The sequence below is a fragment of the Thioalkalivibrio sp. AKL12 genome, from assembly GCF_000377925.1.
Classification (GTDB): domain Bacteria; phylum Pseudomonadota; class Gammaproteobacteria; order Ectothiorhodospirales; family Ectothiorhodospiraceae; genus Thioalkalivibrio; species Thioalkalivibrio versutus.
The window spans coordinates 92967-117765 of record NZ_KB898891.1; the positions used below are offsets into that span (position 1 = coordinate 92967).

The following is a 24799-nucleotide window of genomic DNA, read 5'->3' on the forward strand; positions in this document are numbered from 1 at the left end:
CCCGGCCGGGGGGCTTGTCGCGTTCGCGTCATTGCATCGGGATCCGTTTCGGGTCGTCCGGGGCCAGCTCGTCGGCGATCAGCAACACGCCCACGCGCACGTATTCGTTGAGTTCCTCGAAGGCCGCCGCGTTGTCCTCGTCATCGTCCGGTTCCAGTTCGATGCGAGCAATCTCGGCGAAGTCGCGCAGGATCTCGCTGGCCTCGGCCGAGGGCTTGAGCTTGGCCAAACGGGGTGTCTGCCCGAGCCCGGCGATGAAGCCGTCCACCCACTCCGACAGGGCCTGGGCCTGGGCCTCGATGGCGTCGTCCTCCGGCAACAGCGGACCAAAACCCAGCTCCACGTCGTAGAGCTGCGCCAGCAGCGCGCGACGGATCGCCTCCACGGTCTTGTCGAAGCGCTCCCCTGCGCCTTCGGTCAGTGGCAGTGCCTCGCCCAGGCTCAGCTCCAGGGCCTCCACATCGGAACCCGGATCGGCTACCAGGCATCCGGTGAACAGCCCGTGGGCCGAGGCCGGCGTCTGCGCATAGCCCATGCTGCGCAGCCCGTGTTCGAGCTGCTCGCGCAGGGCCTCGGGGTCGCGCTCCAGGCCGTCCAGGGACTTGGCGTTTCCGGTGCCCGGTGAATGCGTCATCAGAAGGACTCCAGCCGCGCTTCGTAGGGGAACAGCAGGAAGCGATAGAGATCGTCCCCCACCTGCAGATGGGTGAACTGCGGCTCCCCCAGCTTGATCGCGCTGGAGCCGGTGGAGGACAACATGTTGAGACCGAAGCGCTTGTCCTCGATCAAGGCGTTCAACAGGTGCTCCAGCTCCGGACGCGGCACAGTGCCCGTATTGTCGACAATCCGGCACGGCTTTCCGTTATGGGCCGTACCCTCGATCACGGTAGCGTCGGGGCCGGGTTCGGGTGGCTGGGTCATGGGCGACAACACTTGATGGCTAGGGGATTGCACGTATTGTGGCCAGCGCGGGTGCCAGGCCGCAACAAACCCCGGAATGCCTGGTGCACGAACGCGTACATTGACCGGCGTCTCCCTGTGAGTCACGCAAGTTGACGCTTCGCTCGAACGCCTCCTAGACTCCAGAGATTAATCGACTCGCGGCGAAAGCCGCACCTGCCACGCGGGGCCCGAGGCTATGCAGCCGAACGACGATTCAGCGATCGACCCGACCGAACGCCTGGAGGCCGCGATCACGCGCCTTCTGGAAGAGCATGCGGCCCTGCGCGAGGAGAACCACCTGTTGCAGGAGCAGATCCGCCAGCTCAAGGGCGAACGCGCGGCCTTCAAGGAACGCAACGAACAGGCGCGCCACCGGGTCGAGAACATGATCGCGCGCCTGCGCTCGATGGAGCACAGCGAATGAGCCAGTCCGAACCTGTCCGCGTCTCCATCATGGGCAAGGAGTACCAGATCGCCTGCCCACCGGAGGAACGCGCCGACCTGTTTGCCTCGGCGTCGCTGATCGACGAGCGCATGCGCGAGTTGCGCGATGGCGGGCGCATCGTGGGCGCCGAGCGCATCGCGGTGATGGTGGCGCTCAATCTGGCGCACGAGATGCTGGAGTGCCGGCAGCAGAAGGCCGGCGCGGACACCTCCGGGAGCTCGGAACGCCTGGTCGCCCTCGCCGACCGCATCGAGAAAAGCCTCGGCTCGTCGCGCTAACGCGCCTGGCGGCGTCCCGCCGCCTTCCCTCCTACGTTTCCAATGCCCCGAATCGACCTACCACCCTCTTGGCTGGTCCTGGTTCGTCATCCGATGTTTACGTGCCTTCGTCTGGCCGCCTGCCAGGCGCTCTCTCGCGAGCGCACCGCGAGGTACTTCTTTGCTCGTGCAAAGAAGTACCCAAGAAACACGCCCGACTGCCGCGACCCCGGCCCGCTGCGCGGGCCGGGGTTTCCCTCGCTCCGAGGCTTTTCGCGGGCGGCGCTGAACTCGCTACGCTGCGCTTCGCTCAGACATCCAGCGCCTTTTCTCCCGCGAAAAGCCTCTCCACTCGGCGCGACGACAACGGGGAGGTAGGTCAAGACAACGGCGGTCCGAAGGCCTGTGCCATTGGATGGAGGCGGGCTGTTCCGGCATCTGGGCACGCTCGGCCTGCGGCCATGGCGTGCCGCGCCCGCGTAGCGGGCGCCAGGGGGTAGGATGCGGATGAGCGTAGCGAATCGCATCAGGGTTTCGCACGGCGTGGGAGATGGTGCGTTTCGCTGCGCTCATCCGCACCCTACGGGGTACCGTTTGTTTTGACCTTCTCCCCCGTATGGAGCCCCTCGTGGAGGGCGTGATGGGCCGGAAGAAGGCGCTGGATGTCTGAGCGAAGCGCAGCGTAGCGAGTTCAGCGCCGCCGGCCCAGCGCGTCCGGAGCGAGGTTCCCGGGCGAAATCCGGGTGCCCTTCTTTGGGTACTTTCTTGGGCAAGCAAGAAAGTACCTCGCGGTGCGCTCGCGAGAGAGCGCTCGGCAGGCGGCGGACCGAAGCCACCGTAAACACCGAGCGCCGAACCGGGACCAGCCTCAGGACCGGACGAAACCCACCGGAGACGATTAAGCCGCGCAGCGGAGCGCGCGTTAGCGCTTGACGGTGGCGCGGAGGGCCAGGCGTACCAGGGTCTCCACCGAGTCCGCCTGGTCGCGTACGGCGGCGACCATCTTCTCGGCGCTGGCGCGTTGATAGCCCAACGACTCCAGCGCGGCCAGGGCCTCGGCTTCCATCGCGGCGGCGGGCGTCGGTTCGCTGCCGCCCGCTCCCCCGGCGGGCGCGCCGACAAAGCCCATCTCGGCAAGGCGTTCGCCCAGTTCCAGCACGATGCGCTCGGCGGTACGCTTGCCGATCCCCGGCACCTTGGCCAGGCCGGTGACATCGCCGCCGCTGATCAGGCACGCCAGCTCGTCGCCGGCGTAGGTAGAAAGCATGGCAAGCGCCAGCTTCGCGCCGATGCCGTTCACACGGATCAGACGCCGGAACAGGTCGCGATCGCGCTTGTTCAGGAAGCCGAACAGCTGGTGGGCATCCTCGCGCACGACCAGATGGGTGGCCAGCACGACGGTCTCGCCCGGCTCCGGCAGGGCCGCCAGCGTGGACAAAGGGACGTCAACCTCGTAGCCAACCCCGCCGGCGTCGATCACGACGCCGTTAACCTCGCGGCTGATCAGCCGGCCTTCCAGCCGCGCGATCATGGACGGCCCCCGATCGAGCCGGAGGTGGCGGCCGCCAGACGCGCCTCGTGCTGCTGGGTGTGAGCGTGGCAAAGCGCGACGGCCAGGGCGTCGGCGGCATCGCTGCTGGCCGGTTCGGCCAGGCGTAGAAGTTGCTGCATCATGTGCTGGACCTGTTCCTTGTCCGCCCCGCCGATGCCGACCACGGCCAGCTTGATCGCACGCGGGGCGTATTCGTGTACCGCAAGGCCGGCCTGGGTGGCGGCGCAGATGGCCGCGCCCCGGGCATGTCCCAGCTTGATCGCGGACTGGGCATTGCGCGCGACGAACACCGATTCGATGGCCAGCACGTCGGGCTTCAGTTCATCGATCACCTCGACCACGCCGGCAAAGATCTCGCCCAGGCGCTCGGGGAAGCCCTTGGCCTTGGGCCGGATCACACCGTGCCCGCAGGAGCGGCCGCGGCTGCGATCATACTCGACGACCGCGAAGCCGGTGATCCGGGAACCGGGGTCGATCCCGAGGATGCGCACGCCGGTCACGTGGCGGCCGGATCAGTCACCGCTGACCTCGTCGGGGAAGTCGGCATTGGTGAAGACGTTCTGCACGTCATCCAGGTCGTCGAGCATGTCCAGCAGCTTGAGGATCGACTCGGCGGTCTCCGCATCCAGGGGCGCGAGCGTCTCCGGGCGCCAAGTGACCTCGGCATCCTCCGGCTGGAGTTCGCGTTCCGCCAGCGCGGCGCGGACGTCCTGATAGGTATCGGGTTCGGTGATGACCTCAATGGAACCGTCATCCTCGACCTGGACGTCTTCGGCCCCGCCCTCCAGCGCGGCCTCCATCACCACCTCTTCGTCCAGCCCGGGGGCGAAGCGGATCACGCCCTTGTTCTGGAACAGATAGGCCACCGAACCGTCGGTACCCAGGTTGCCGCCCATCTTGGAGAAGGCGTGGCGCACCTCGGCGACCGTGCGGTTGCGATTGTCGGTCATGCAGTCGACCAGGATGGCCGCGCCGCCCGGACCGTAGCCCTCGTAGCGGATCTCCTCGACGTTATCGCCGTCGCTCTCACCCGCCCCGCGCTTGGCCGCGCGCTCGATGGTGTCGCGGGTCATGTTGGCGCCCAGCGCCTTGTCGATCGCCAGGCGCAGGCGCGGGTTGGTCTCCGGGTCCGAGCCGCCCTGGCGCGCAGCCACGGTGATCTCGCGGATCAGCTTGGTGAAGAGTTTGCCGCGCTTGGCGTCCTGGGCATTCTTGCGATGCTGGATGTTCGCCCACTTGCTGTGGCCTGCCATTCGGTCACGACTCCTTGGATTGGGTTCGGTTGCAGCGGCCCCGGGATTCCACCGAGCCGCAGGACCCGCACAGTCTAATCGCTGGCGCGGCGGTAATCACGGATGCCGGCGCAGCACTCACCCACACCGCCTCTTCCCTCCCCCGTCATTGCGAGGAGCGCAGCGACGAAGCACAAAAGCAGCGAAGCTGCCTTGAACGGCCGCCGGCCGGCCCGAAGAAGGACGCGCAGCGCGTCACCAACCGCACAAGCCCCGTCATTGCGAGGCCCCGAAGGGGCCGTGGCAATCTCCTCACGCTGGCAGAGCGCTGGAGTCACGATCCGGTGGTTCCGGACGGAGATTGCTTCGTCGCTGCGCTCCTCGCAATGACGGGGGCGGCGGTGGGGTCGGGCCGGCTGGGGTTATGGCAGGAACTCGCCCGTTTCCAGGAAATGGAGGGTCTCCTGGACCAGGAGACGGTTGACCAGCATGCCGAAGTGGGAGACCGGCATGGTGAGGTGGCGCGAGACCTCCGGGCCGCGAGTCTCGTCCACCGCGACCGTGCCATCGTGCGGATCCGGTAGCGGCGCGACCCAGGGCCCCGGCCCGAACGGCTTGCTGCCGGCGATCATGCCGACGTCGCGACCGCGCAGGACGGGGCTGCCGCCGAGCAGGCCGCGATCCAGCGCCGCGCCTAGCCACCAACGACCAAGGCGGTTCTGCGCCAGACGCGCCGCCACACGGCTGCCCTGTAGCGGCGAGCCCAGCATCACGATGCGACCGGGGCGCTGCACCGGCGCGACCTCGAACAGGTGGCGCACGATCACGCCGCCCAGGCTATGGGCAACCAGGTGCACGAGGTCGCCGGGGACATCCTCGAGAAACGCAGCCAGGGCGCGCGCGGCCTGCTCCGGCGTTTGCCGGCGCGAGGCATAGCGGAACCCGTGAACCTCGTGGCCGGCCGCGCGCAGACGGCGGCCCAGCAGGGCCATCTCCAGGCCCGGCATGTGCCAGCCATGGACCATGACCACACTGCTGCGCATGCCGGTCATGGCGTTCGGCCGGACAAGCGGTTACTCGGCCTGTTGCGTGGCGCTGGGACGCAGACGGATACCCAGCTCGCGCAGCTGCTTCTCGCCGACCGGGGCCGGAGCGTCGGTCAGCAGGCAGGCGGCGGTCTGGGTCTTGGGGAAGGCCATCACGTCGCGGATCGAGTGGGCACCGCTCATCAGCATCACCAGGCGGTCGAGGCCAAAGGCCAGGCCGCCGTGCGGCGGGGCACCGAAGTTCAGGGCATCCAGCAGGAAGCCGAACTTCTCGCGCGCCTCTTCCTCACCGATGCCCAGGGCCTCGAACGCGGCCTGCTGCATCTCGGGGTTGTGGATACGGATCGAGCCGCCGCCGACCTCGGTGCCGTTGAGCACCATGTCGTAGGCGCGGGACAACGCCTCGCGGGGGTTGGCGCGCAGCGCCTCCGGGCTGTCCACCGCCGGGGCGGTGAACGGGTGATGCAGGGCATACAGGCGTTTGTCCTGGTCGTCGTATTCGAACATCGGGAAGTCGACCACCCACAGCGGCTGCCAGCCTGCCTCGACCAGCTCCAGGTCGTGGCCGATCTTCACGCGCAGGGCGCCGATCGCCTCGTTGACCACCGAGGCCTTGTCCGCACCGAAGAAAATCAGGTCGCCGGCAGCGGCCGCGGTCTTCTCCAGGATCTGCCGGGTCACGTCCTCCGGCAGGAACTTGAGGATGGGCGACTGCAACCCGCCCTCAATATCAGCCGGGTCGTTGACCTTGATGTAGGCCAGGCCCTTCGCGCCGTAACGGCCGACGTACTCGGTGTAGACGTCGATCTCCTTGCGCGTGAGCTTGGCACCGCCCGGGACGCGCAGGGCGGCCACGCGACCCTCCGGGTCGTTCGCCGGGCCGTTGAAGACCTTGAATTCCACCGCCTGCATCACCTCGGTCAGCTCGGTGAACTCCAGCGGGATGCGCAGATCCGGCTTGTCGGAGCCAAAGCGGGCCATCGCCTCGACATAGGCCATGCGCGGGAACGGATCCGGCAGCTCCACGCCCTGGACCTCGCGGAACAGGTGGCGGATCAGGCCCTCGGTCACCTCCATCACGTCCGCCTCGTCGACGAACGCCATCTCCATATCCAGCTGGGTGAACTCCGGCTGGCGGTCGGCGCGCAGGTCCTCGTCACGGAAGCAGCGGGTGATCTGGTAGTAACGATCCATGCCGGACATCATCAGCAACTGCTTGAACAGCTGCGGCGACTGCGGCAGGGCGAAGAAGCTGCCCGGATGCGTGCGGCTGGGCACCAGGTAGTCACGCGCACCTTCCGGTGTGGCCTTGGTCAGCATCGGGGTCTCGAGGTCGAGGAACTCGCGGTCCTCGAGGAAGCGGCGCATGGCCGCGGAGACCTGCGCGCGCAGGCGCAGGCGCTGCTGCATCAGCGGGCGGCGCAGATCCATGTAGCGGTAGCGCAGGCGGGTGTCTTCGCCGACGTCTTCGTCGTCCAGCGGGAACGGCGGGGTCTTGGCGGCGTTCAGGACCTCCAGCTCGAGCCCGAGGATCTCCACGGCGCCGGTGGGCAGGTCGGGATTCTCGGTGCCCCCGGGGCGCCGACGCACGCGGCCGGTCATACGGATCACGTACTCGGTACGCAGCTGCTCGGCGCGCGCGAAGACCTCCTCGCGGTCAGGGTCAAACACCACCTGGACCAGGCCCGCATGGTCGCGCAGGTCGACGAAGATTACCCCCCCGTGGTCCCGTCGGCGGTTCACCCAGCCGCAAAGGGTCACCTCCGAGTCGAGTTCGTTCTCGGTGACACGTCCACACAGATGAGTTCGCATTGCGCTGTTCCAGCCGAAGGGCACGCCCGCCAGGGGCCTGCACGGTGAGTCGGGAAAACGGGACGAACATGGCGTTCGCACCCGCGAAAAGGCCGGAAATCTTACGATTTGCCCTGCCCCTGCGCAACCGGCGCCGGCGCTTCTTCAGGGCTTCTCATCGGTGTCACGACCCCCATGGACATCACGAACTTGAGACCATCCTCCACCGTCATGTCCAGTTCGATGGCTTCCTCGCGCGGGACCATGATCACGAAGCCGGAGGTGGGATTGGGCGTGGTCGGCACGAAAACGGTGATGACGTCACGCTCGGTGCGGTCCTGCACCTCGCCGACGGCGACACCGGTCATGAACCCCACCGACCACAGGCCGCGGCGCGGATACTCGATCAACATCACCTTGCGAAACGCCTGCCCGCCGTCGGACAGCACGGTCTCTGTGACCTGTTTGACGGCGCCGTAGATCGAACTGACCAGCGGGATGCGGCGGACGATCGATTCGCCCACCGACACCAGCTTGCGCCCAACGATATTGGCCACCACCACCCCGGTCACGAACACCACCACCACCGCCAGCACGATGCCGGCACCCGGGATGGAGAAGCCGAGAATCGCCTCCGGCCGCCAGGGCGGCGGCAAAAGGAGGATGGTGAAATCCAGCAGGTCGACCAGCAGCTTGATAATGAAGCCGGTGACGATCAGCGGCAGCCAGACCAGCAGCCCTGCAATCAGATAGCGGCGCAGGGAGACCAGCATTGATCAGGTGCCGGTCGCGGCGGTACCGGTCTTGGCGCTACCGGAAGATTCGGACTTTCCGGAGGCGTCCGACTTCGTTGAGCTACTGCCGCTGGAGCTGGTGGCCGAGCTGCTGCCCTCTTTCAGGTTGCGCTTGCCGTCCTTCTTGAAGTCGGTCTCGTACCAGCCGCCGCCGGCCAGACGGAAGCCGGCCGCTGACACCTGCTTGGTCAGGGCCTCGGCACCACACTCCGGGCAAATGGTGGCCGGCGGATCGGAGATCTTCTGCAGGATCTCGGAGACCTCGCCGCAATCCTTGCACTGGTATTCGTAAATGGGCATGACTGGAATCCTCGGAATGCATCCGCGAAAACACGGGTTGAGGCGTATTATGCGGCCGTTTTCGGGGAATGAAAGGCCTTCGCTTCCGACAATCCGTTTTCATAATCCAGAACGGTATTTCCCAGGCACACGCAAGCAGCCGGCTCGCCTTGCACGCCGCCAAGGGCAGCCCGGCCGAAGGTCTGCGCAGAACCGGGATCTCCAGCGTCAGCCCCTTCCCGACCGGGGAGATCCCGGATCACCGCTACGCGGTGTCCGGGATGATGACAAGGCGGGAGCCGTTCAGGGCCATGCAGCCGATATCCGCCGCCACCGGGGGCGTCTCTTGATGCTGCCCGGCCAATCCGCGCTGGGGTTTGCGCCGGGCGGCCGCAGCGCGGATCATTCACCCCCAACTCGACGATACGACCGCGCAAGGACCTGTCATGGCCGAAAAGATCGTGATCATGCTGCTGAACCTGGACCTGGACCGCCCTGGCACGCTGGGGGCGCCCTTCTTCCAGGCCACCGTCGCCGCCGCGATGGATCTCGAGGTGGAGATCTACTTCGCCGCCGGCACCACACGCCTGCTGCGTCAGGGCGTGGCGGAGACCATCTACCCCGGCGAGGCCAGGGAGAAGTCCGTCTACAGCTTCATGCAGGACGCCCACGAGGCCGGCTGCGCCTTCTACGCCTGCGCCGGAGCGATGAGCGAGAACGGCCTGACGCTGGACAACGCAGTGCCGGAACTGGACGGGATGCGCGGCGGCGGTGCCTTCATCGGCGAGGTCGTCGAGGACGGCGTCGCCACCCTGACCTACTGAGCGCGCCGCCGTGAGTGACACTGCTTCCCGCGCCGTCCTGATCACCGGCTGCTCCAGCGGCATCGGGGCCTGTACCGCACGCGTGCTGCGTGATCGCGGCTACCGCGTGTTCGCCACCGCCCGGCGCGGCGAGGATGTCGCCCGGCTGAAGAAGGACGGCTTCGAGGCCTTGCAGCTGGATCTGGACGACTCCGCCAGCATCCACAGCGCGGTCACCGAGATCCTTCACCGGACCGACGGCCATCTGTATGCCCTGTTCAACAACGGCGCCTACGGCCAGCCCGGCGCCGTGGAGGATCTGAACCGCGCCACGCTGCGCGCGCAGCTGGAGACCAACGTCCTCGGCTGGCTGGAATTGACCAACGCCGTCCTGCCCGCCATGCGCCGCGCCGGCGAAGGCCGCATCATCCAGAACAGCTCGGTCCTGGGCCTGGTCGCCCTGCGCCTGCGCGGGGCCTACGTGACCTCCAAATTCGCGATCGAGGGCATGAGCGACACCCTGCGCCAGGAACTCCACGGCACCGGCATCCATGTCGCCCTGATCGAGCCGGGGCCGATCCGCAGCGCGTTCCGCGCCAACGCGCTGAAGGCCTTTCGCTACCACGTCCAGCGCGAACACGGCCCCTGGCAGGAGACCTACCGCGCCGCCGAGGCCCGCATGGCGGACGCCGAGGCCGATGCACCGTTCACGCTGGGGCCCGAGGCCGTCGCGCGCTGTGTCGTGCACGCCCTGGAGGCCCGCCGCCCGCGGGTGCGCTATCACGTGACCTTCCCCACGCGGCTGTTCGCCTTCCTCAAGTGGCTGCTACCGGCCCGCGCGATGGATGCCGTGCTGCGCGGTGTATCACGCGGGGAGAACCGCTGACCGTGGCACACTGCACCGCATGAACCTGATCTTTCTCGCGCTGATCGTGATCGCCGTGGCGACGGCCGCGATCCGCGAGATCCGCTCTACCGATCCCGACGAACAACCGATGCAGGCCCTGTCCGAGGGCGCGATCGAGGCCGCCGGTTCCGCGGTGGAGCTGGCGCTGGGGCTGGTCGGGGTGATGGCCCTGTTCCTGGGCCTGATGAAGATCGCCGAGGCCGGTGGCCTGCTCACCGTACTGGCGCGGCTGCTGCGCCCACTGATGGTGCGCCTGTTCCCGTCGGTGCCGCCCGAACACCCGGCGATGGGCGCGATGATCCTGAACTTCTCCGCGAACATCCTGGGCCTGGGCAACGCCGCCACGCCGTTCGGCATCCGCGCGATGCAGGAGCTGGAGAAGCTGAACCCGCACCCGGGCACCGCGACTAACGCGATGGCGCTGTTCCTGGCGATCAACACCTCCAGCATCACGCTGCTGCCCACCGGCGTGATCGCCCTGCGCGCCTCGCTGGGTTCCGAGGCCCCGGCCGCGATCCTGCCGACCACGCTGTTCGCGACCCTGTTCGCGACCATCGCCGGCATCGCCAGCGCGCTGATCCTGCAGCGCTACTTCCTGCCACCACCGGCAACTCGCAGCATTGATCCGGACCAGACGTCCGCGGATGGCGCGAGCGAGCTGGACGACACCATGCGCGAGGCCGGCCGGGAGGCGACCGCCGAGCCGACCCAGGACGCCGACCCGACAGCGGACACGGCCAACCAGCAACCGATGAACATCGAGGTCCCCACCGAGGGCTATCCCGCGTGGGTCTCGCTGACCGTGCTGGCCGGAGTGCTCGCAATCATCCCGCTGACCATCCTCTACGGCCAGGCGATCGCGCCGTGGATCATCCCCGGGCTGGTGGTCGGCTTCCTGTCCTACGGCGTCATTCGCGGCGTACCGGTCTACGAGGTGTTCGTGGAGGGGGCGAAGGAGGGTTTCAATGTCGCGCTGCGCATCATCCCCTACCTGGTCGCGATCCTGGTCGCGGTGGGCATGCTGCGCGAGAGCGGGGCACTGGGGATGTTTGTCGGGCTGGTCGGGCCATTGACCACGCCGTTCGGCCTGCCGGCCGAGGCGCTGCCGATGGCGCTGCTGCGCCCGCTGTCCGGCTCCGGCGCCTACGGCATCATGGCCGGCATCATGCAGGATCCGGCCACCGGGCCGGACACGCATGTCGGCATCCTGGTCTCGACCCTGCAGGGCTCGACCGAGACCACCTTCTACGTGCTCGCCGTGTACTTTGGCGCCATCGGCATCAAGCGCGTGCGCCACACCCTGGCCGCCGCGCTGACGGCGGATGCCGTCGCGGTGATCGCGGCGGTGGCAATCGTCGGCTTCCTCTTCCTGTAGGACGACGTGCGCGACGCACTCCCTCGCGGGGTCAACCGTCCGGGCGACTCGCGCGGCAGTGATCCAGCGCCCGCAGGAGGTCACTCGCACCGATCGGCTTGGTCAACAGGTCGTTGAAACCGGCCTGTTCGGCCCGCTGGCGCGTGGCATCCGTGGCATCGGCGGTCACCGCAATTACCGGGATCGCGGCCAGCTCCGGCTCGGCCCGCAACGCGCGCAGCACCTGAAACCCATCCATCACCGGCAGGTTCAGGTCCAGCAGGATCAGCTCGGGCGGATCCCGCAGGGCCATGTCGAGTCCCTCGGCGGCGGATTCCGCCATGCGGCAGTCGGCCGCGCCCTGCTGTTTGAGCATCTCGCGCATCAGACGCTGGTTGGCATCGTGGTCCTCAATGCAGAGCACGCGGCAGTCGCCCGGCGCGCCGGAGCCGCCGGGCAGTGCCGCATCGTCCCCGGTGCCGGACGGCATCCGGTCACGGGCCCGGGGCAGACGAAACCAGAAGGTACTGCCCTCCCCCGGCACGCTGTCGACCCCGATCTCGCCTCCCATCAGGTCGACCAGATTGCGGGTAACCGCAAGCCCGACACCGCTGCCCTCGATCCCTTGCTCCTCCGCCGCCAGCCGTTCGAACGGCTGGAACAACCGCCGGCACTGCTCCGCGTTCAGCCCCGGCCCGCTGTCGTGGATGGCGATCCGCACATCGGCCTCTGACGGCTCGCAGCTCACGCGTACGCTTCCGCCTGGCCGGTTGTACTTGATCGCGTTGGAGAGCAAGTTCAGGAGCACCTGCTTCAGACGCCGCGGATCGGCCTCCAGCATGACTTCGGGCAACTGATCCGGCTCCAGATCCACCCGATACTCGCGCGCCACAGGCGCAAGCAACGAAAGGCAGTCCTCCAGCACCGGACCCGGCGCCACCGGCTCCGGATCGACCTGCATGCGACCGGCCTCGATCCGGGCCAGGTCCAGGATCTCGTTGATCAGGTCCAGCAGGTGCCGGCCCGCGCGCGTGATCTCCTCCAGGTGGCCACGCTGGTGTCCATCCAGCGCCGGATCGCTCTCCAGCAACTGGGCAAAGCCGAGAACGGCATTCATCGGCGTGCGCAGTTCGTGGCTCATGTTGGAAAGGAAGTCGGATTTGGCGCGGTTGGCCGCCTCGGCCGTCTCGCGGGCCCGATGGAGCTCCGAGCGACGGCGCAATTCGTCGGTAAAATCACTGAAGATGTTGAAGCCGTATTGCGGCTCCCCGCGGGCATCGCGCACCACGCCGATAGTGCTGGCCGTAATAAACACGGCCCCGTTGGCACAGCGCTGGGGCAGCTTGCCCGTCCAGGCCCCGCCCTCGGCCAGCACCTGGTCGATCTCTTGCTCCTCCTTTTTGTTCTCCGCCGGGATGATCCCCAGCTCGTGGAAATCCCGGCCCAGCAACTCCTCCGAACGGTAGCCCAGCATCTCCAGAGCAGCCAGATTGACGTAGACGAAGCGGCCTTCGCGATCCACCACTTCGATCCCCTGTTCGGAGGCTTCGAAGATGCGCTGGAACAACGCCAGGTGTTCCTGCGCCTGGTGCAGCTCGGTGATGTCCTGCAAGCTTCCGCCGACGTGCGTCAATCGGCCGTCGCTATCGAAGCGTCCGCTCGCGATCATGTGGACAAAGCGGATGCGTCCGCCGGGCAGCTCCACCCGGTGGTTGATCTCGTGGTGCCGACTCTCGCCGACGCCAGCCAGGAAGCTCTCGACCTGATGGCGGTCCTCCGGGTGAACCAGGTTCAGGTAGTCGTCACGTTCGAGCGGCGCGTCTTCGGCATCCAGCTCGAAGATCTCGCGGAGCACCCGGGACCAGGTGATCCGCCCATCAAGCGCATCCATCTCCCAGTTGCCGATACGCGCGAGCCGTTGCGACTCCAGCAGGCGGGTGGACAGGTCGGACAGCGCCAGCTCGGAATTCTTGCGCTTGGTGATGTCCTGCATCACGCCCAGCATGTACAGGATCTCGCCGTCCTGGCCGCGCACCACGTCGCCACGTTCCAGCAGCCAGTGTTCCGACCCGTCCGGCCACATCACCCGGTGTTCCAGCTCGAGGTAGGAACCGCGGCGTAGACTGCTGGCGATGGCGGTGCGTACCCGGGCGCGATCATCGGGATGCACGGCATCCAAGAAATTGGAGACCGTCGGCTCCAGCCCGCCCTCGGGATAGCCCAGAAGCGGCGGGATGCGCTCCGACCAGCCCAGCGCCTCGCGGTTCGGCGCCCACTCCCAGGTCCCCATGTTGGCGAAGATCTGGCTCGAGCGCAGGCGGTGCTCCTGATGCTTCACGTGGGTGATCTCGGTGCGAATCGACACGTACTGGTAGGGACGACCGTTGCTTCCGAGATACGGGACGATGGTGGTCTCCACCCAGTACAGCGATCCACTGCGCGCCCGGTTGCACACCTCGCCCCGCCAGATCTGGCCGGCGGCAATGGTCTCCCACAAGTCGGCGTAGAACTCCGGCGGATGTTGCCCGGACTTCAGGATCCGGTGGTTGCACCCCATAAGCTCGGACACGGCGTAGCCGCTCACCCGCGCGAACCGCTCGTTGGCGTAGATGATATTGCCGGCGATATCGGCGATGCTGACCAGGGAGTGCTCGTTGACCGCCACGTGCTCGCGCTCGCGCTCGTACAGCGCATCCCGATAGGCCTGGCTGACCCCGTCAATCTGGCGCATCTGGCGCGCCCGCGCGGTGATGGTTGCCGCGACTCGCGCCGGCTCCACCGGCTTCAGGAACACCCCGGCAACCCCTGGATGCAACGTCATCAGGTGATTGATCCGACTGGGATCCTCGGTCAACAGAAGCAGCGGGATCGCGCCACCATTGTCCCGGGTGCGCAGCAACGCGACAAACGACTCCACCGGTTCGGCTAGCCCCTCCAGATCCAGGACGACCACATCCGCGCCGGCCTCGCGCAGATGACGTCGGACGACCTCCGGATCGGAGGCGGTGGCGACACCCAGACCGGCGCCAGTCAGGTACGACTCGAGGCCGCCGTCGGCCGCATCATTCTTGACCAGCAGCACGCGGTAGTCCGAATCGACGATCAGGCCGCCGATCTGTATCAACTGCTCGATCAGGGTGTCCGTGGCCAGCGGATGATCAAGACAACGCGCCACGCCTTGGCGCACGCATTCGAGTCGCGCCCCGGAACTCCAGCTGCGCGCAACAGCCAGCACCGGCAGACCGCTACCCAACGCGGCCCCCAAGCCGAGCAACCCGCCACCGTCCGTGGCCACGGTATCGGCGCACAGCACCACGGCGGATAAAGGGGCGTCCTCAGGGGCACTATCGGTCCCAGTGCCACCCATTTCACCCCGCGTCACGCGAAAGCCCTGCTCGTCGAGCATGCGAGCGATCTCGTCGCCGGCCTCGCCACCGTCGTCGATCAGGCACACCCGCGTTTCGGCCGGGCGCCCGCCCAAGGGCTGCATGCGGGCCTGCGCGACCGGACGCGCACGCTGCCGGTAGGCCTCAACACTCATCGCGAGGCGCCGAACCCCGGCATGGATCAGGTCGCGATCCGGCCCGGCCGGGGCACGACGAACGCCGGCCAGGGCGGCACACAGCGATTCAGCCACCGCGCGAATCAACCCGATATCGAAGATCTGGGCGGCCTGCGCCAGGGTCTGGGCCTCGCGGTACAGCGTGGTCAGCCGGTCGCCATCCTGGGCCGAACCGTCGAGGGCCCGGGACAGCCGCTCCAGTTCCGCAACCCGCTGGGCCAGGGACTCGAGAAACTCGCCCCGCAAACGCGCCAGCCCCGGCGATGCCGGGGCCGGGTTCACGGCCGTTGGCTGTAACGAATGCAACGGGTCAGTTCGGCGGGCCGCCCGGGTTGATGTCCTTGTCTTTCACGATGAAGTAGACCCCGATGGCGGCCAGCCCCATCCACATGAGCAGCGCGAACACCCCGAGGACCTCCCAGAGCGTTACGAAGAAAAACAGCATGATGGCGGCAGCACCAAGGAAGATATTGCCGATCACGAAATTGGACGGCCGGCGGGATTCATTGTCGGGCATGGACGGCTCCGGTGCAGGCGCCTGGAGCGACGCCAGTGAACGCTACTGTTTCTTGTAGGGGGTAAAGTCGAATTCCCCGGCGGTCATGTCGTCCCACAGATCGCTCTGCAGTACGGCCAGCAGCTTGAACAGCTTGCGCAGTTCGGGGTCCTCCATGAAGCGCTGGTCCTCGCTGGCTTTCAGCACCTCGACCAGGGTGGCGCACTGCTCACGGCTGATCCCGAGGACATTCAGGCCGTTCTCTCCCATCTCGACATCCATCGAGCGACTCCCATTCGGTTAGATGGCGCCGATTGTAGCCGGTCGCGCACCGATGGCGAAAACGCCGGACTCCAGCCACGTCATTGCGAGGCCCCGAAGGGGCCGTGGCAATCTCCCAACGAAACCCCCGACGTCCGACCGGGCTGACGTCGGGGCCGCCCACGGAGATCGCCACGTCGCTACGCTCCTCGCGATGACGGTGCCCGCTACCCCCGTCATTGCGAGGCCCCGAAGGGGCCGTGGCACAAAAGTGCGAAGCGCGTTGAACGGCCGCAGGCCGGCCCGAAGGGCGAGCGCAGCGAGTAATCTCCGGACGAAACCCCCGACGTTCGCCCTAGCCGGCGCCGGGGCCGCCCACGGAGATCGCCACGTCGCTGCGCTCCTCGCGATGACCGGTTTGGCTTAGGCCGTCTGGGCGCGGATCAGGTCGACCCGGGTGCGCACGTACAGGTAGTACAGCACCGGGATGATCACCAGCGTCAGCAGCGTGGAGACGAACACGCCGAAGATCAGCGAGATCGCCAGGCCGGAGAAGATCGGGTCGTCGAGGATGAACCCGGCCCCGACCATCGCCGCCAGGCCGGTCAGCACGATCGGCTTGGCGCGCACCGCGCCGGCGTGCACCACCGCCTCGATCACATCCACGCCGCGGCGAATCTCCTCGTTGATGAAGTCCACCAGCAGGATGGAGTTGCGCACGATGATCCCGGCCAGCGCGATCATCCCGATCATCGAGGTTGCGGTGAACTTGGCGTCCATGAAGAAGGCATCCATGAAGGCATGCCCCGGCATCACCCCGATTACGGTCAGCGGGATCGGCGCCATGATGATCAGCGGCACCATGTACGAGCGGAACTGAGCCACCACCAGCAGGTAGATCAGGAGCAGCCCCACCGAGTAGGCGATCCCCATGTCGCGGAAGGTCTCGTAGGTCACCTGCCACTCGCCGTCCCACTTGAGCGAGAAGTTATAGGGGTTGTCCGGCTGACTGATAAACAGCTGCTCCAGCGGCTCGTCGTAGGCCATGGGCTGGTCGCGCAGGCCGAAGAACATGTCGAACATGCCGTACAGCGGGCTATCCAGCCCACCGGCCAGGTCGCCCATCACGTAGACCACCGGCAGCAGGTTCTTGTGGTGGATCGAGTGCTCGAGACTCGAGTCGACGACGTTGACGACCTCGGACAGCGGCACCAGCGTGCCGTCGCGCGAGCGCACCTTGAGCCCGAGCACCGGGTCCAGGCTGCCCTTCTCGGCCTGCTCGAACTCCAGGCGCACGGGCACCGCGTACTTTACGTTGGAGCCATAGAGGTAGGTCACGTCCTCACCCGACAGGGCGGTCTCGATCGCCTGCACCACCGCCTGCTGCGACACGCCCAAGCGCGCGGCGCGTTCGCGGTCGACCTGCAGGATCTTCTTCTGCCCCGGATACTCGACCGAATCATCGATATCGGTAAGGCCTTCGGTGTTTTCGAAACGCTCGCGCACCTGCCGGGCGATCTCGATCTGGCCGTCGTAGTCCGGTCCGTAGATCTCGGCGACGATCGGCGACATCACCGGCGGTCCCGGCGGGACCTCGACCACCTTGACCGCCGCGCCATGGCGATCGGCGATCGCGTTGATCGCCTCGCGCACGCCCAGGGCCACCGCGTGGCTCTTGCGATCGCGCTCGTAGGAATCGACCAGGTTCACCTGAATGTCGCCGACGTGCGAGCCCTCGCGCAGGTAGTACTGACGCACCAGGCCGTTGAAGTTGATCGGCGCCGCGGTGCCCGCGTAGGTCTGCACGTTGTGCACCTCGGGGACCGTCTTCAGGTAGTCCCCCATCTCCGCCAGCACGCGGGAGGTCCGTTCCAGGCTGGTCCCTTCCGGCATGTCCAGCACCACCTGGAACTCCGACTTGTCGTCGAACGGCAGCATCTTCATGACCACCAGCTGGAAGTACGCCAGCGACACCGAGGCCAGAATCAGCACCAGGGTGCCCACCCACAGCGCCAGGCGGTTGACCTTCTTGCGTCCGCCAGTACCAAGGAAGGGCAGCAGCAGGGTGTTGAAGAGCTTCATCAGCCCGGCCGAGGCGCTCTCGCCCTCCGCGCCATGACCACCACTGGCCGGCGCGGCATGCTCATGCTTCTCGGCCTGGCGACGCAGGACCTTGTAGGTCAGCCAGGGCGTGACTACGTAGGCCACCGCCAGCGAGATGATCATCCCCATCGAGGCGTTGATCGGGATCGGGCTCATGTACGGGCCCATCAGGCCGGTCACGAAGGCCATCGGCAACAGTGCCGCAATCACCGCAAAGGTCGCGAGGATCGTCGGTCCGCCCACCTCGTCCACCGCGAGCGGAATCGCCTCGATGAACTTCTTGCCGCCCTTGGCCATGTGCCGGTGGATGTTCTCGACCACGACGATGGCGTCATCCACCAGTATCCCGATGGAGAAGATCAGCGCGAACAGCGACACCCGGTTAAGTGTGAAGCCGTAGGCCCAGGAGGCAAACAGCGTGATCGCCAGGGTGATCACCACCGCCACGCCAACGATAAACGCCTCGCGCCAGCCCAGCGCGATCCACACCAGGATGACCACCGAGGCGGTTGCCAGGATCAGCTTCTGGATCAGCGTGTTGGCCTTGTCGTCCGCGGTCTGGCCGTAATTGCGGGTAATGGTCGTCTCGATGCCGTCCGGGATGTAGGTCCCGCGTAACTGCTCCAGCCGCTCGACCAAGGCATCGGCGATATCCGGGGCATTGGTCCCCGGCTGCTTGGCGATCGCGACCGTGACCGCCGGATGGCTATCACCCAGGCGCGCGCGATCCCCCGCGGCGGCGCCATGGGCAAAGCGCACATGCTCGGTGGCATAGGCCGGGCCCTGTACCACCTCGGCAACATCCGACAGGTAGACCGGGCGATCCTCGTGCATCCCGACCACCAGGCTGGCGAACGCCTCGGGCTCGGTGATGAAGTCGCCGGCCTGGATCAGGATTTCCTCGTCGTCCTGGTACAGCCGGCCAGCATCGCGCGAGAAGTTCGAGGCCTGAAGGCTGTCGCGCAGGTCGTCCACCGACAGGTTGTGGGCCGCCAGGGTCTCCGGCTTGAAGCGCACATGCACCACGTGATCGGGTCCACCGACGGTGTAGATGTCGCGGGTGCCCGGCACCCGCTTGAGCTCGGCCTCGATGCCGTGCGCCACGCGCAGCAGGTCGTGCCCGCCGCGCTCGGGGTCCTCGGTCCACAGGGTCACGTTGACGATCGGCACGTCGTCGATCCCCATCGGCTTGATGATCGGCTCGCCGACCCCCAGCCCCTGGGGCAGCCAGTCCTGGTTGGAGAACACCTGGTTGTACAGGCGCACCAGGGCCGCGGTGCGATCCTCGCCGACCTCGAACTGGATGGTGATCTGCGCCATGTTCGGGCGCGAGGTCGAATAGATGTCGTCGATGCCCTCGATCTCCGAGAGCACCTGTTCGGCCGGCGTGGCCACCAGCTGGGCCACCTCCTGCGCGCTCGCCCCCGGGAACGGGATGAACACATCGGCCATGGTCACGTTGATCTGCGGCTCTTCCTCGCGCGGCGTGACCAGGATCGCGAACAACCCCAGCAGCAGACCGATCAGGGCCAGCAGCGGGGTGATCTGGGTAGTCAGGAAGGCCTTGGCAATGCGCCCGGAGATCCCCATGCGCTCGGACGCCCCCTCCGTGCCGGCATCGCTCATCGGTTCACCTGCTGATGTTCCTTCAGATAGATCTGCGCATGCACCGGATCCAGCGCCACGCGTTCATCGTCGTCCAGACCGCCGAGGATCTCGATCATGCCGTCATGCTGGCGCCCGACCCGCACCTGGCGGAACGCGACCCGATCGTCCTCATCGACGACGTACACGGCAATAACCTCGCTGCGATAGACCACGGCCTCCACCGGCACCAGCAGGCGTTCAACGTCCTCCACCACGAAGGCGGTCTTCACGAACATGCCGGGGAACAGGCCCAGGTCCTGCTGCTCCGGCAGGTTCACGCGAATCCGGAAGGTGGAGCTGGCCGGGTCGGCATAGGGGAAGATAGTCAGACTCTCGGCCGCCACCCGGTCCCCGTTCAGCAGGACCTCGGCACTGCGCCGCTCGCGCACGTTGTGGATCAGGCGCTGCGGCACATCCACGGCAACGCGCAACTGATCCAGGCTGATCCCGGACAGCAGCGGTGAACCCGGGCTGACCGATTCGCCGACCTCGACATGACGCTCGGTGACGATCCCGGAGTACGGCGCATACACCTCGGTGTAGCCGAGCTGCTCGCGGGCCTCCTCGACCCGACCTTCGGCCGAGCGCAGGCGGGCACGCGCCGAACCCAGCGCGGCCTCGGCGCGGTCGAACTCGGAGCGCGAGACCACCCCCCGCTCGAACACATCCTCAATCCGGTCGAACTCCGAACGCGCCTCGTTGAAGCGGGCGCGGGCGTCGGCCAGATCGCCCTCTGCCTGGCTCACACGAGCCTGCTGCTCGGTATCGCTGACCCGAACCAGGAGCTCGTCGACCTCGACGAAGTCATCCACGTCCACGTAGATCTCGCGGATGCGCCCGGACGTCTGGGCGGAGATCGTGGACCGCTGCACCGCCTCGACGCGGCCATCCAGGATGCGTTCCTGGGCAATCGTCTGGCGTTCCGCGGTGGCCGTGTCGAACGGCAGCTCCGCCTGGGCCGCAAACGGCAACAGCAGCAGGGCCCACAGGGTGTGGCGCATCCGGATTCGTGTCATGGGGTCTTTCCTTGCTTGGTGAGGTCGCCGGGGATGGGCCGTCTTGCACTCGTCCCGGCTCCATATATTAGCTTTTTCTAATTTATTATTTCCTGATGCTGAACGCAATCCGGGCGCATCCTCCCGCGACCGGTCCGCTCCCTCGCAGCGAGTATAGCCACCCTGACAAGGGTTTCACCCACCCCGGCGACTCGCCGGGACGCTGCAGCGCACCCGCGCTCCCCGTATCATGGCGACCGATCCGGGAACCACACAAGATCTGGAGGACGCCATGCCGCTGCTGCGAGTCGAGACCAATACCGCCCTGCCGGACGATGCCACCGGCCTCAGCCAGCGCCTGTCCGCGCAGGTCGCCGACTGGCTGGGCAAGCCCGAGGGCTACGTGATGGTGGCCTGCACGCATAACCCGGCCATGTGCTTTGGCGGCAGTACCGATGCGCTCGCCTACTGCGAGCTCAAGAGCATCGGCCTGCCCGAGGGCCTGACCCGCGAGCTGTCGCGCAAGCTGTGCGACGCCCTGCAGGCTGAGCTGGGTATCGAACCCGCCCGCGTCTATATCGAATTCGCCGATGCCCCGCGCCACTTCTGGGGCACCAACGGCACCACGTTCTGAACCCTTTCCAGCCATCAACCACGGACTGCCCCCGATGCGCGTCTCGCAATTCCCGCTGAACACCCTGAAGGAAACCCCGGCCGACGCCGAGATCGTCTCCCACCAGCTGATGCTGCGTGCCGGCTACATCCGCCGGCTGGCCTCCGGGCTGTACACCTGGCTGCCACTGGGGCTGCGCGTGCTGCGCCGGGTCGAGGGCATCGTGCGCGAGGAAATGAACCGCGCCGGTGCGCTGGAGGTACTGATGCCGGCGGTGCAGCCCGCCGAGCTGTGGCAGGAATCCGGGCGCTGGGACTTCTACGGCGCCGAGCTGCTGCGCCTGAAGGACCGTCACGACCGGGACTTCTGCTTCGGCCCGACCCACGAGGAGGTCATCACGGACCTGGTACGCCGCGAGGTCCGCAGCTACCGCCAGCTGCCGATCAACTACTACCAGATCCAGACCAAGTTCCGCGACGAACGCCGCCCGCGCTTCGGGATCATGCGCGCGCGCGAGTTCCTGATGAAGGACGCCTACTCGTTCCACATCGACGGCGACTCGCTGGCCGAGACCTACCGCCAGATGCACGCCGCCTACACCCGCATCTTCGAACGCTGCGGGCTGGACTTCCGCGCGGTGGAGGCCGACACCGGCGCCATCGGCGGCAATGCGTCGCACGAATTTCACGTCCTCGCCAGCTCCGGCGAGGACGCCATCGCCTTCTCCCCGGCCGGCTTCGCCGCCAACGTCGAACTGGCCCCCTGCCCTCAGCCGGACCCGGCCCCGGCACCCGGCACGGAGATGGCGAAGATCGCCACACCCGACGTACACACCATCGACGAGTTGGCGAGGTTCCTGAACATCCCGACCGAGCAGACGGTCAAAACCCTGGTGGTGGCCGCCTCCGAAGAGATCGACGCCGACCTGGTCGCCATCGTGCTGCGTGGCGACCACGAACTGAACGCGGTCAAGGCCGAGAAGCACCCCTGGATCGCCGAACCGCTGCGCATGGCCGAGGCGGCCGAGATCCGCACCGCCTTCGGCGCCGACCCCGGCTCGCTGGGCCCGGTGGGCAGCCCGATCCCGGTGCTGGCCGACCAGGCGATGCTGGGCATGGCCGACTTCGTGGTCGGCGCCAACACGGACGGCCACCACCTGACCGGCGTGAACTGGGGCCGCGACCTGCCGCAACCGGAGAGCGCGGACCTGCGCAACATCACCGAGGGCGAACCGGCCCCGGACGGCTCCGGGGCGATCGAGATCCGTCGCGGCATCGAGGTCGGCCACATCTTCCAGCTGGGCGACAAGTACAGCCAGGCCCTGGGCGCCCGGGTGCTGGACGAGGACGGCCGCGAACAGGTCGTGACCATGGGCTGCTATGGCATCGGCGTCTCGCGCGTCGTGGCGGCGGCCATCGAGCAGAACTCCGACGAGCGCGGCATCTGCTGGCCCACCGCCATCGCGCCCTTCGATATCGCGCTGTGCCCGATCGGCGCGAAGAAATCCCAGCGCGTGCGCGAGGCAGCGGAGAAGCTCCACGACGACCTGCAGGCAGCCGGCTTCGAGGTCCTGCTGGACGACCGCGGACAGCGCCCCGGCGTGATGTTCGCCGACATGGAGCTGATCGGCATCCCGCACCGCATCGTCATTGGCGAACGCGGCCTGGACGCCGGCGAACTCGAGTACCAGGACCGCCGCGCCCCCGAGGCCGAACACCTGCCGCTCGACAACCTGATCGACACCCTGCGCGAACGCCTGCGGGGATGAGGCACGCGCTTTGTCTGCGGTTCATGATGTGCTGATCCGAAACGCCGCCACGCGCGGCAAGCGCCGGGTGCAATGGAACACATAGCGTTCACGCTGGAGATGGGGATCGTGTTCGGCCTGCTGGGGCTGACGATCCTGCTGTTCGTGACCGAGGTGATCCGGATCGACCTCGCGGCGCTGAGTGTGCTGTTCCTGCTGGGGATGGTCGCGCTGGTGCCGGGGGTCGCGCCGATCGTCGAGGGCGAGGCGCTCTTCTCCGGCTTTGCCTCGAACGCGGTCATCGCGATCATCGCGGTGATGACCATCGGCACGGGGCTGGACCGCTCCGGAGTGATGAACCGCCTGGCGGACCTGATCCTGCGGTTTGGTGGGAAGACGGAACGCCGGGTGATGGCGACCACCTCGGGCGCCGTGGGCATCGTGACCAGCTTCATGCAGAACATCGGCGCGGCCGCGCTGTTCATGCCGGTGATCAATCGCATTGGTGCTGCCGCCCGCATCCCGCGCTCGCGCCTGCTGATGCCGATGGGTTTTGCCGCGATCGTCGGGGGCACACTCACACTGGTCGCCTCCAGCCCGTTGATCCTGCTCAACGACCTGCTACCCGGGGATGTCGAGGGCTTTGGCCTCTTCGACGTGACGCCCATCGGGCTGGCTCTGCTGGCCACCCTGATCCTGTACTTCGCGGTGCTCGGGAAATGGGTTCTGCCCGCCCGCGATCCGCAGACGGAAGACCCGGACGAGAGCCGGGTGCAGACCACTTCCGCCTGGTTCCGCGAGGTCTATGGCATGGACTTCGGCGTGCGCGAGGCGCGCCTGGGCGAGGACAGCTCGCTGGCCGGACGCACGGTGGGCGATTTCGAAGCGGCCTTTGGCGTACACGTCGTCGGCGTGACCAGCGATGACGAGACCCGCATCGAGCCCAACCGCGACGTGGAACTGAAGCACGGGGCGCACCTGGCCATCCTCGGACCGGTCACCACCATCGAGAAGACCTGCGACAGTACCGGGACCGTCCTCAAGGACGAGCTGGATGTGTTTGCGCGCGTGCTGTCGGCCCGCCATGGCGGGATCGCCGAGGTCATCGTGCCGCCCGGCTCGGAGCTGATCGGACAGACCGTGCGCGACAAGGGCATGCGCCGCACCTACGGCATCTCGGTCCTGCGCATCCAGCGCGGCGACGACCTGATCATCGAAGAGGTCCCGGACACCCCGCTGAAGGCCGGTGACACGCTGGTGGTGCATACCCCATGGGAGCACCTGCAGGCGCTGGAGGACAACCGCGACTTCGTGGTGGTGACCAGCCGCTATCCGCGGCGCAAGCAGGAGGCCTCGAAGACCCACCGGCCGCTGGCTGCGCTCGGGTCGCTCGCGCTGGGGCTGGGGCTCGTGCTGTTCACCGACCTGCCGCTGGCGCTGGCCCTGCTGGGCGGCGCACTGGGGATGATTTTCAGCGGCGTCATCAGCATGGACGAGGCCTATCGCGGCATCAGCTGGAAGACGGTGTTTCTGCTGGCCTCGCTGATCCCGCTGGGGCTTGCGGTGGAGAACTCCGGCGCCGGGGAGTGGATCGCGACCAACGGCATGCAGCAGCTGGAGGGGATGCCGGTCTGGGTATTGCAGGTCGCGGTCTTCCTGTTGACCACCTTCTTCACGCTGGTGATGTCGAATGTGGGCGCCACCGTGCTGCTGGTGCCGCTGGCGGTCAGCTTCGCGAGCGTCGCCCAGGGCATGGGCATCGACGCCGATCCACGGGTCTTTGCACTGATCGTCGCGATCGCCGCCTCCAACTCGTTCATCCTGCCCACCCACCAGGTCAACGCCCTGATCATGGACCCCGGCGGCTACCGCGTGGCCGACTACCTGCGCGCCGGCTCCCTGATGACCGTGCTCTTCATGGTCGTCTCGCTGCTCGTGATCAACCTGATCTTCTAGACAGACCCGATCAGCGA

General features: G+C 67.2%; 23 protein-coding genes. 8 read left to right on the forward strand and 15 right to left on the reverse strand.

Annotated features, from left to right (window positions below; translation table 11 throughout):
- Positions 1-28: 28 nt before the first annotated feature.
- Positions 29-634 carry a UPF0149 family protein gene (locus D579_RS0102935; protein ID WP_018951066.1) on the reverse strand — a complete coding sequence of 202 codons (606 nt, stop codon included), beginning with the start codon at positions 632-634 and terminating at the stop codon, positions 29-31.
- Entirely contained in the window at positions 634-921 is a 288-nt protein-coding gene (locus D579_RS0102940) for a hypothetical protein (protein WP_026289426.1), read from the reverse strand. Before D579_RS0102940 ends, D579_RS0102935 begins: the two co-directional genes overlap by 1 nt.
- Positions 922-1138: 217 nt before the next feature.
- Here D579_RS0102940 and D579_RS0102945 point away from each other — a divergent pair, with 217 nt between their 5' ends.
- Entirely contained in the window at positions 1139-1366 is a 228-nt protein-coding gene (locus tag D579_RS0102945; protein WP_018950274.1) for a cell division protein ZapB, read from the forward strand.
- Positions 1363-1665: a cell division protein ZapA gene (locus D579_RS0102950; RefSeq protein WP_018143885.1), complete on the forward strand. Its 303-nt coding sequence runs from the start codon at positions 1363-1365 to the stop codon at positions 1663-1665. Before D579_RS0102945 ends, D579_RS0102950 begins: the two co-directional genes overlap by 4 nt.
- Positions 1666-2566: 901 nt before the next feature.
- Here the strand turns inward: D579_RS0102950 and ruvA are convergent.
- The 8 genes from ruvA to D579_RS15060 all read right to left on the reverse strand — a co-directional run bounded on the left by ruvA (position 2567) and on the right by D579_RS15060 (position 8744).
- Positions 2567-3175: a Holliday junction branch migration protein RuvA gene (ruvA, locus tag D579_RS0102960; RefSeq protein WP_018951069.1), complete on the reverse strand. Its 609-nt coding sequence runs from the start codon at positions 3173-3175 to the stop codon at positions 2567-2569.
- Entirely contained in the window at positions 3172-3687 is a 516-nt protein-coding gene (ruvC, locus tag D579_RS0102965) for a crossover junction endodeoxyribonuclease RuvC (protein ID WP_026181986.1), read from the reverse strand. The genes ruvA and ruvC overlap by 4 nt, the downstream gene beginning before the upstream one ends.
- Before the next feature lie 21 nt (positions 3688-3708).
- A complete protein-coding gene (locus D579_RS0102970) occupies positions 3709-4449 on the reverse strand; it encodes a YebC/PmpR family DNA-binding transcriptional regulator (RefSeq protein ID WP_018168501.1) in 741 nt (246 codons plus the stop codon).
- Between the two features lie 401 nt (positions 4450-4850).
- Entirely contained in the window at positions 4851-5480 is a 630-nt protein-coding gene (locus D579_RS0102975) for a triacylglycerol lipase (protein WP_018143889.1), read from the reverse strand.
- A gap of 21 nt (positions 5481-5501) precedes the next feature.
- On the reverse strand, positions 5502-7286 hold the full coding sequence (gene aspS / locus D579_RS0102980) for an aspartate--tRNA ligase (RefSeq protein WP_018951070.1): 1785 nt from the start codon (positions 7284-7286) through the stop codon (positions 5502-5504).
- A 101-nt stretch (positions 7287-7387) separates the two neighbouring features.
- On the reverse strand, positions 7388-8038 hold the full coding sequence (locus D579_RS0102985; RefSeq protein ID WP_018168499.1) for a DUF502 domain-containing protein: 651 nt from the start codon (positions 8036-8038) through the stop codon (positions 7388-7390).
- Between the two features lie 3 nt (positions 8039-8041).
- The gene (locus tag D579_RS0102990) at positions 8042-8359 is read right to left on the reverse strand and encodes an FmdB family zinc ribbon protein (RefSeq protein ID WP_018951071.1); all 318 of its coding nucleotides are present in this window, start codon (positions 8357-8359) and stop codon (positions 8042-8044) included.
- 244 nt (positions 8360-8603) lie between these two features.
- Positions 8604-8744 carry a hypothetical protein gene (locus tag D579_RS15060; protein WP_155985595.1) on the reverse strand — a complete coding sequence of 47 codons (141 nt, stop codon included), beginning with the start codon at positions 8742-8744 and terminating at the stop codon, positions 8604-8606.
- A 40-nt stretch (positions 8745-8784) separates the two neighbouring features.
- Between D579_RS15060 and D579_RS0103000 the strand changes: the two genes are divergently transcribed.
- From D579_RS0103000 to D579_RS0103010, 3 genes are read left to right on the forward strand one after another with little or no spacing between them, the layout of a single operon-like run.
- Entirely contained in the window at positions 8785-9162 is a 378-nt protein-coding gene (locus tag D579_RS0103000; protein WP_018143893.1) for a DsrE family protein, read from the forward strand.
- 10 nt (positions 9163-9172) lie between these two features.
- The gene (locus D579_RS0103005; protein WP_018168497.1) at positions 9173-10027 is read left to right on the forward strand and encodes an SDR family NAD(P)-dependent oxidoreductase; all 855 of its coding nucleotides are present in this window, start codon (positions 9173-9175) and stop codon (positions 10025-10027) included.
- 19 nt (positions 10028-10046) lie between these two features.
- Complete coding sequence (locus tag D579_RS0103010; protein WP_018168496.1) at positions 10047-11423, forward strand: nucleoside recognition domain-containing protein; 1377 nt, start codon at positions 10047-10049, stop codon at positions 11421-11423.
- Positions 11424-11454: 31 nt separating this feature from the next.
- On the opposite strand, the gene D579_RS0103015 is transcribed toward D579_RS0103010, so the two are convergent.
- The 5 genes from D579_RS0103015 to D579_RS0103035 form a co-directional block, all read right to left on the reverse strand.
- Positions 11455-15246, reverse strand: a complete 3792-nt coding sequence (locus D579_RS0103015) for a PAS domain-containing protein (RefSeq protein WP_018951073.1) — start codon at positions 15244-15246, stop codon at positions 11455-11457.
- A gap of 28 nt (positions 15247-15274) precedes the next feature.
- Positions 15275-15481, reverse strand: coding sequence for a hypothetical protein (locus D579_RS0103020; RefSeq protein ID WP_018176042.1), 207 nt, complete (start codon positions 15479-15481; stop codon positions 15275-15277).
- A 42-nt stretch (positions 15482-15523) separates the two neighbouring features.
- Positions 15524-15742 (reverse strand): hypothetical protein, encoded by a 219-nt coding sequence (locus D579_RS0103025; protein WP_018143900.1) that lies wholly within the window; start codon positions 15740-15742, stop codon positions 15524-15526.
- Positions 15743-16144: 402 nt separating this feature from the next.
- Complete coding sequence (locus D579_RS0103030) at positions 16145-19450, reverse strand: efflux RND transporter permease subunit (protein WP_018951074.1); 3306 nt, start codon at positions 19448-19450, stop codon at positions 16145-16147.
- Complete coding sequence (locus D579_RS0103035; protein WP_018938748.1) at positions 19447-20472, reverse strand: efflux RND transporter periplasmic adaptor subunit; 1026 nt, start codon at positions 20470-20472, stop codon at positions 19447-19449. Before D579_RS0103035 ends, D579_RS0103030 begins: the two co-directional genes overlap by 4 nt.
- Before the next feature lie 286 nt (positions 20473-20758).
- On the opposite strand from D579_RS0103035, the gene D579_RS0103040 reads away from it, so the two are divergent.
- The 3 genes from D579_RS0103040 to D579_RS0103050 all read left to right on the forward strand — a co-directional run bounded on the left by D579_RS0103040 (position 20759) and on the right by D579_RS0103050 (position 24782).
- Positions 20759-21100 (forward strand): phenylpyruvate tautomerase MIF-related protein, encoded by a 342-nt coding sequence (locus D579_RS0103040; RefSeq protein ID WP_018649775.1) that lies wholly within the window; start codon positions 20759-20761, stop codon positions 21098-21100.
- Positions 21101-21134: 34 nt separating this feature from the next.
- Positions 21135-22847 (forward strand): proline--tRNA ligase, encoded by a 1713-nt coding sequence (locus D579_RS0103045; protein WP_018951075.1) that lies wholly within the window; start codon positions 21135-21137, stop codon positions 22845-22847.
- Between the two features lie 72 nt (positions 22848-22919).
- Entirely contained in the window at positions 22920-24782 is a 1863-nt protein-coding gene (locus D579_RS0103050; protein WP_026289427.1) for an SLC13 family permease, read from the forward strand.
- The last annotated feature ends 17 nt before the right edge of the window (positions 24783-24799 follow it).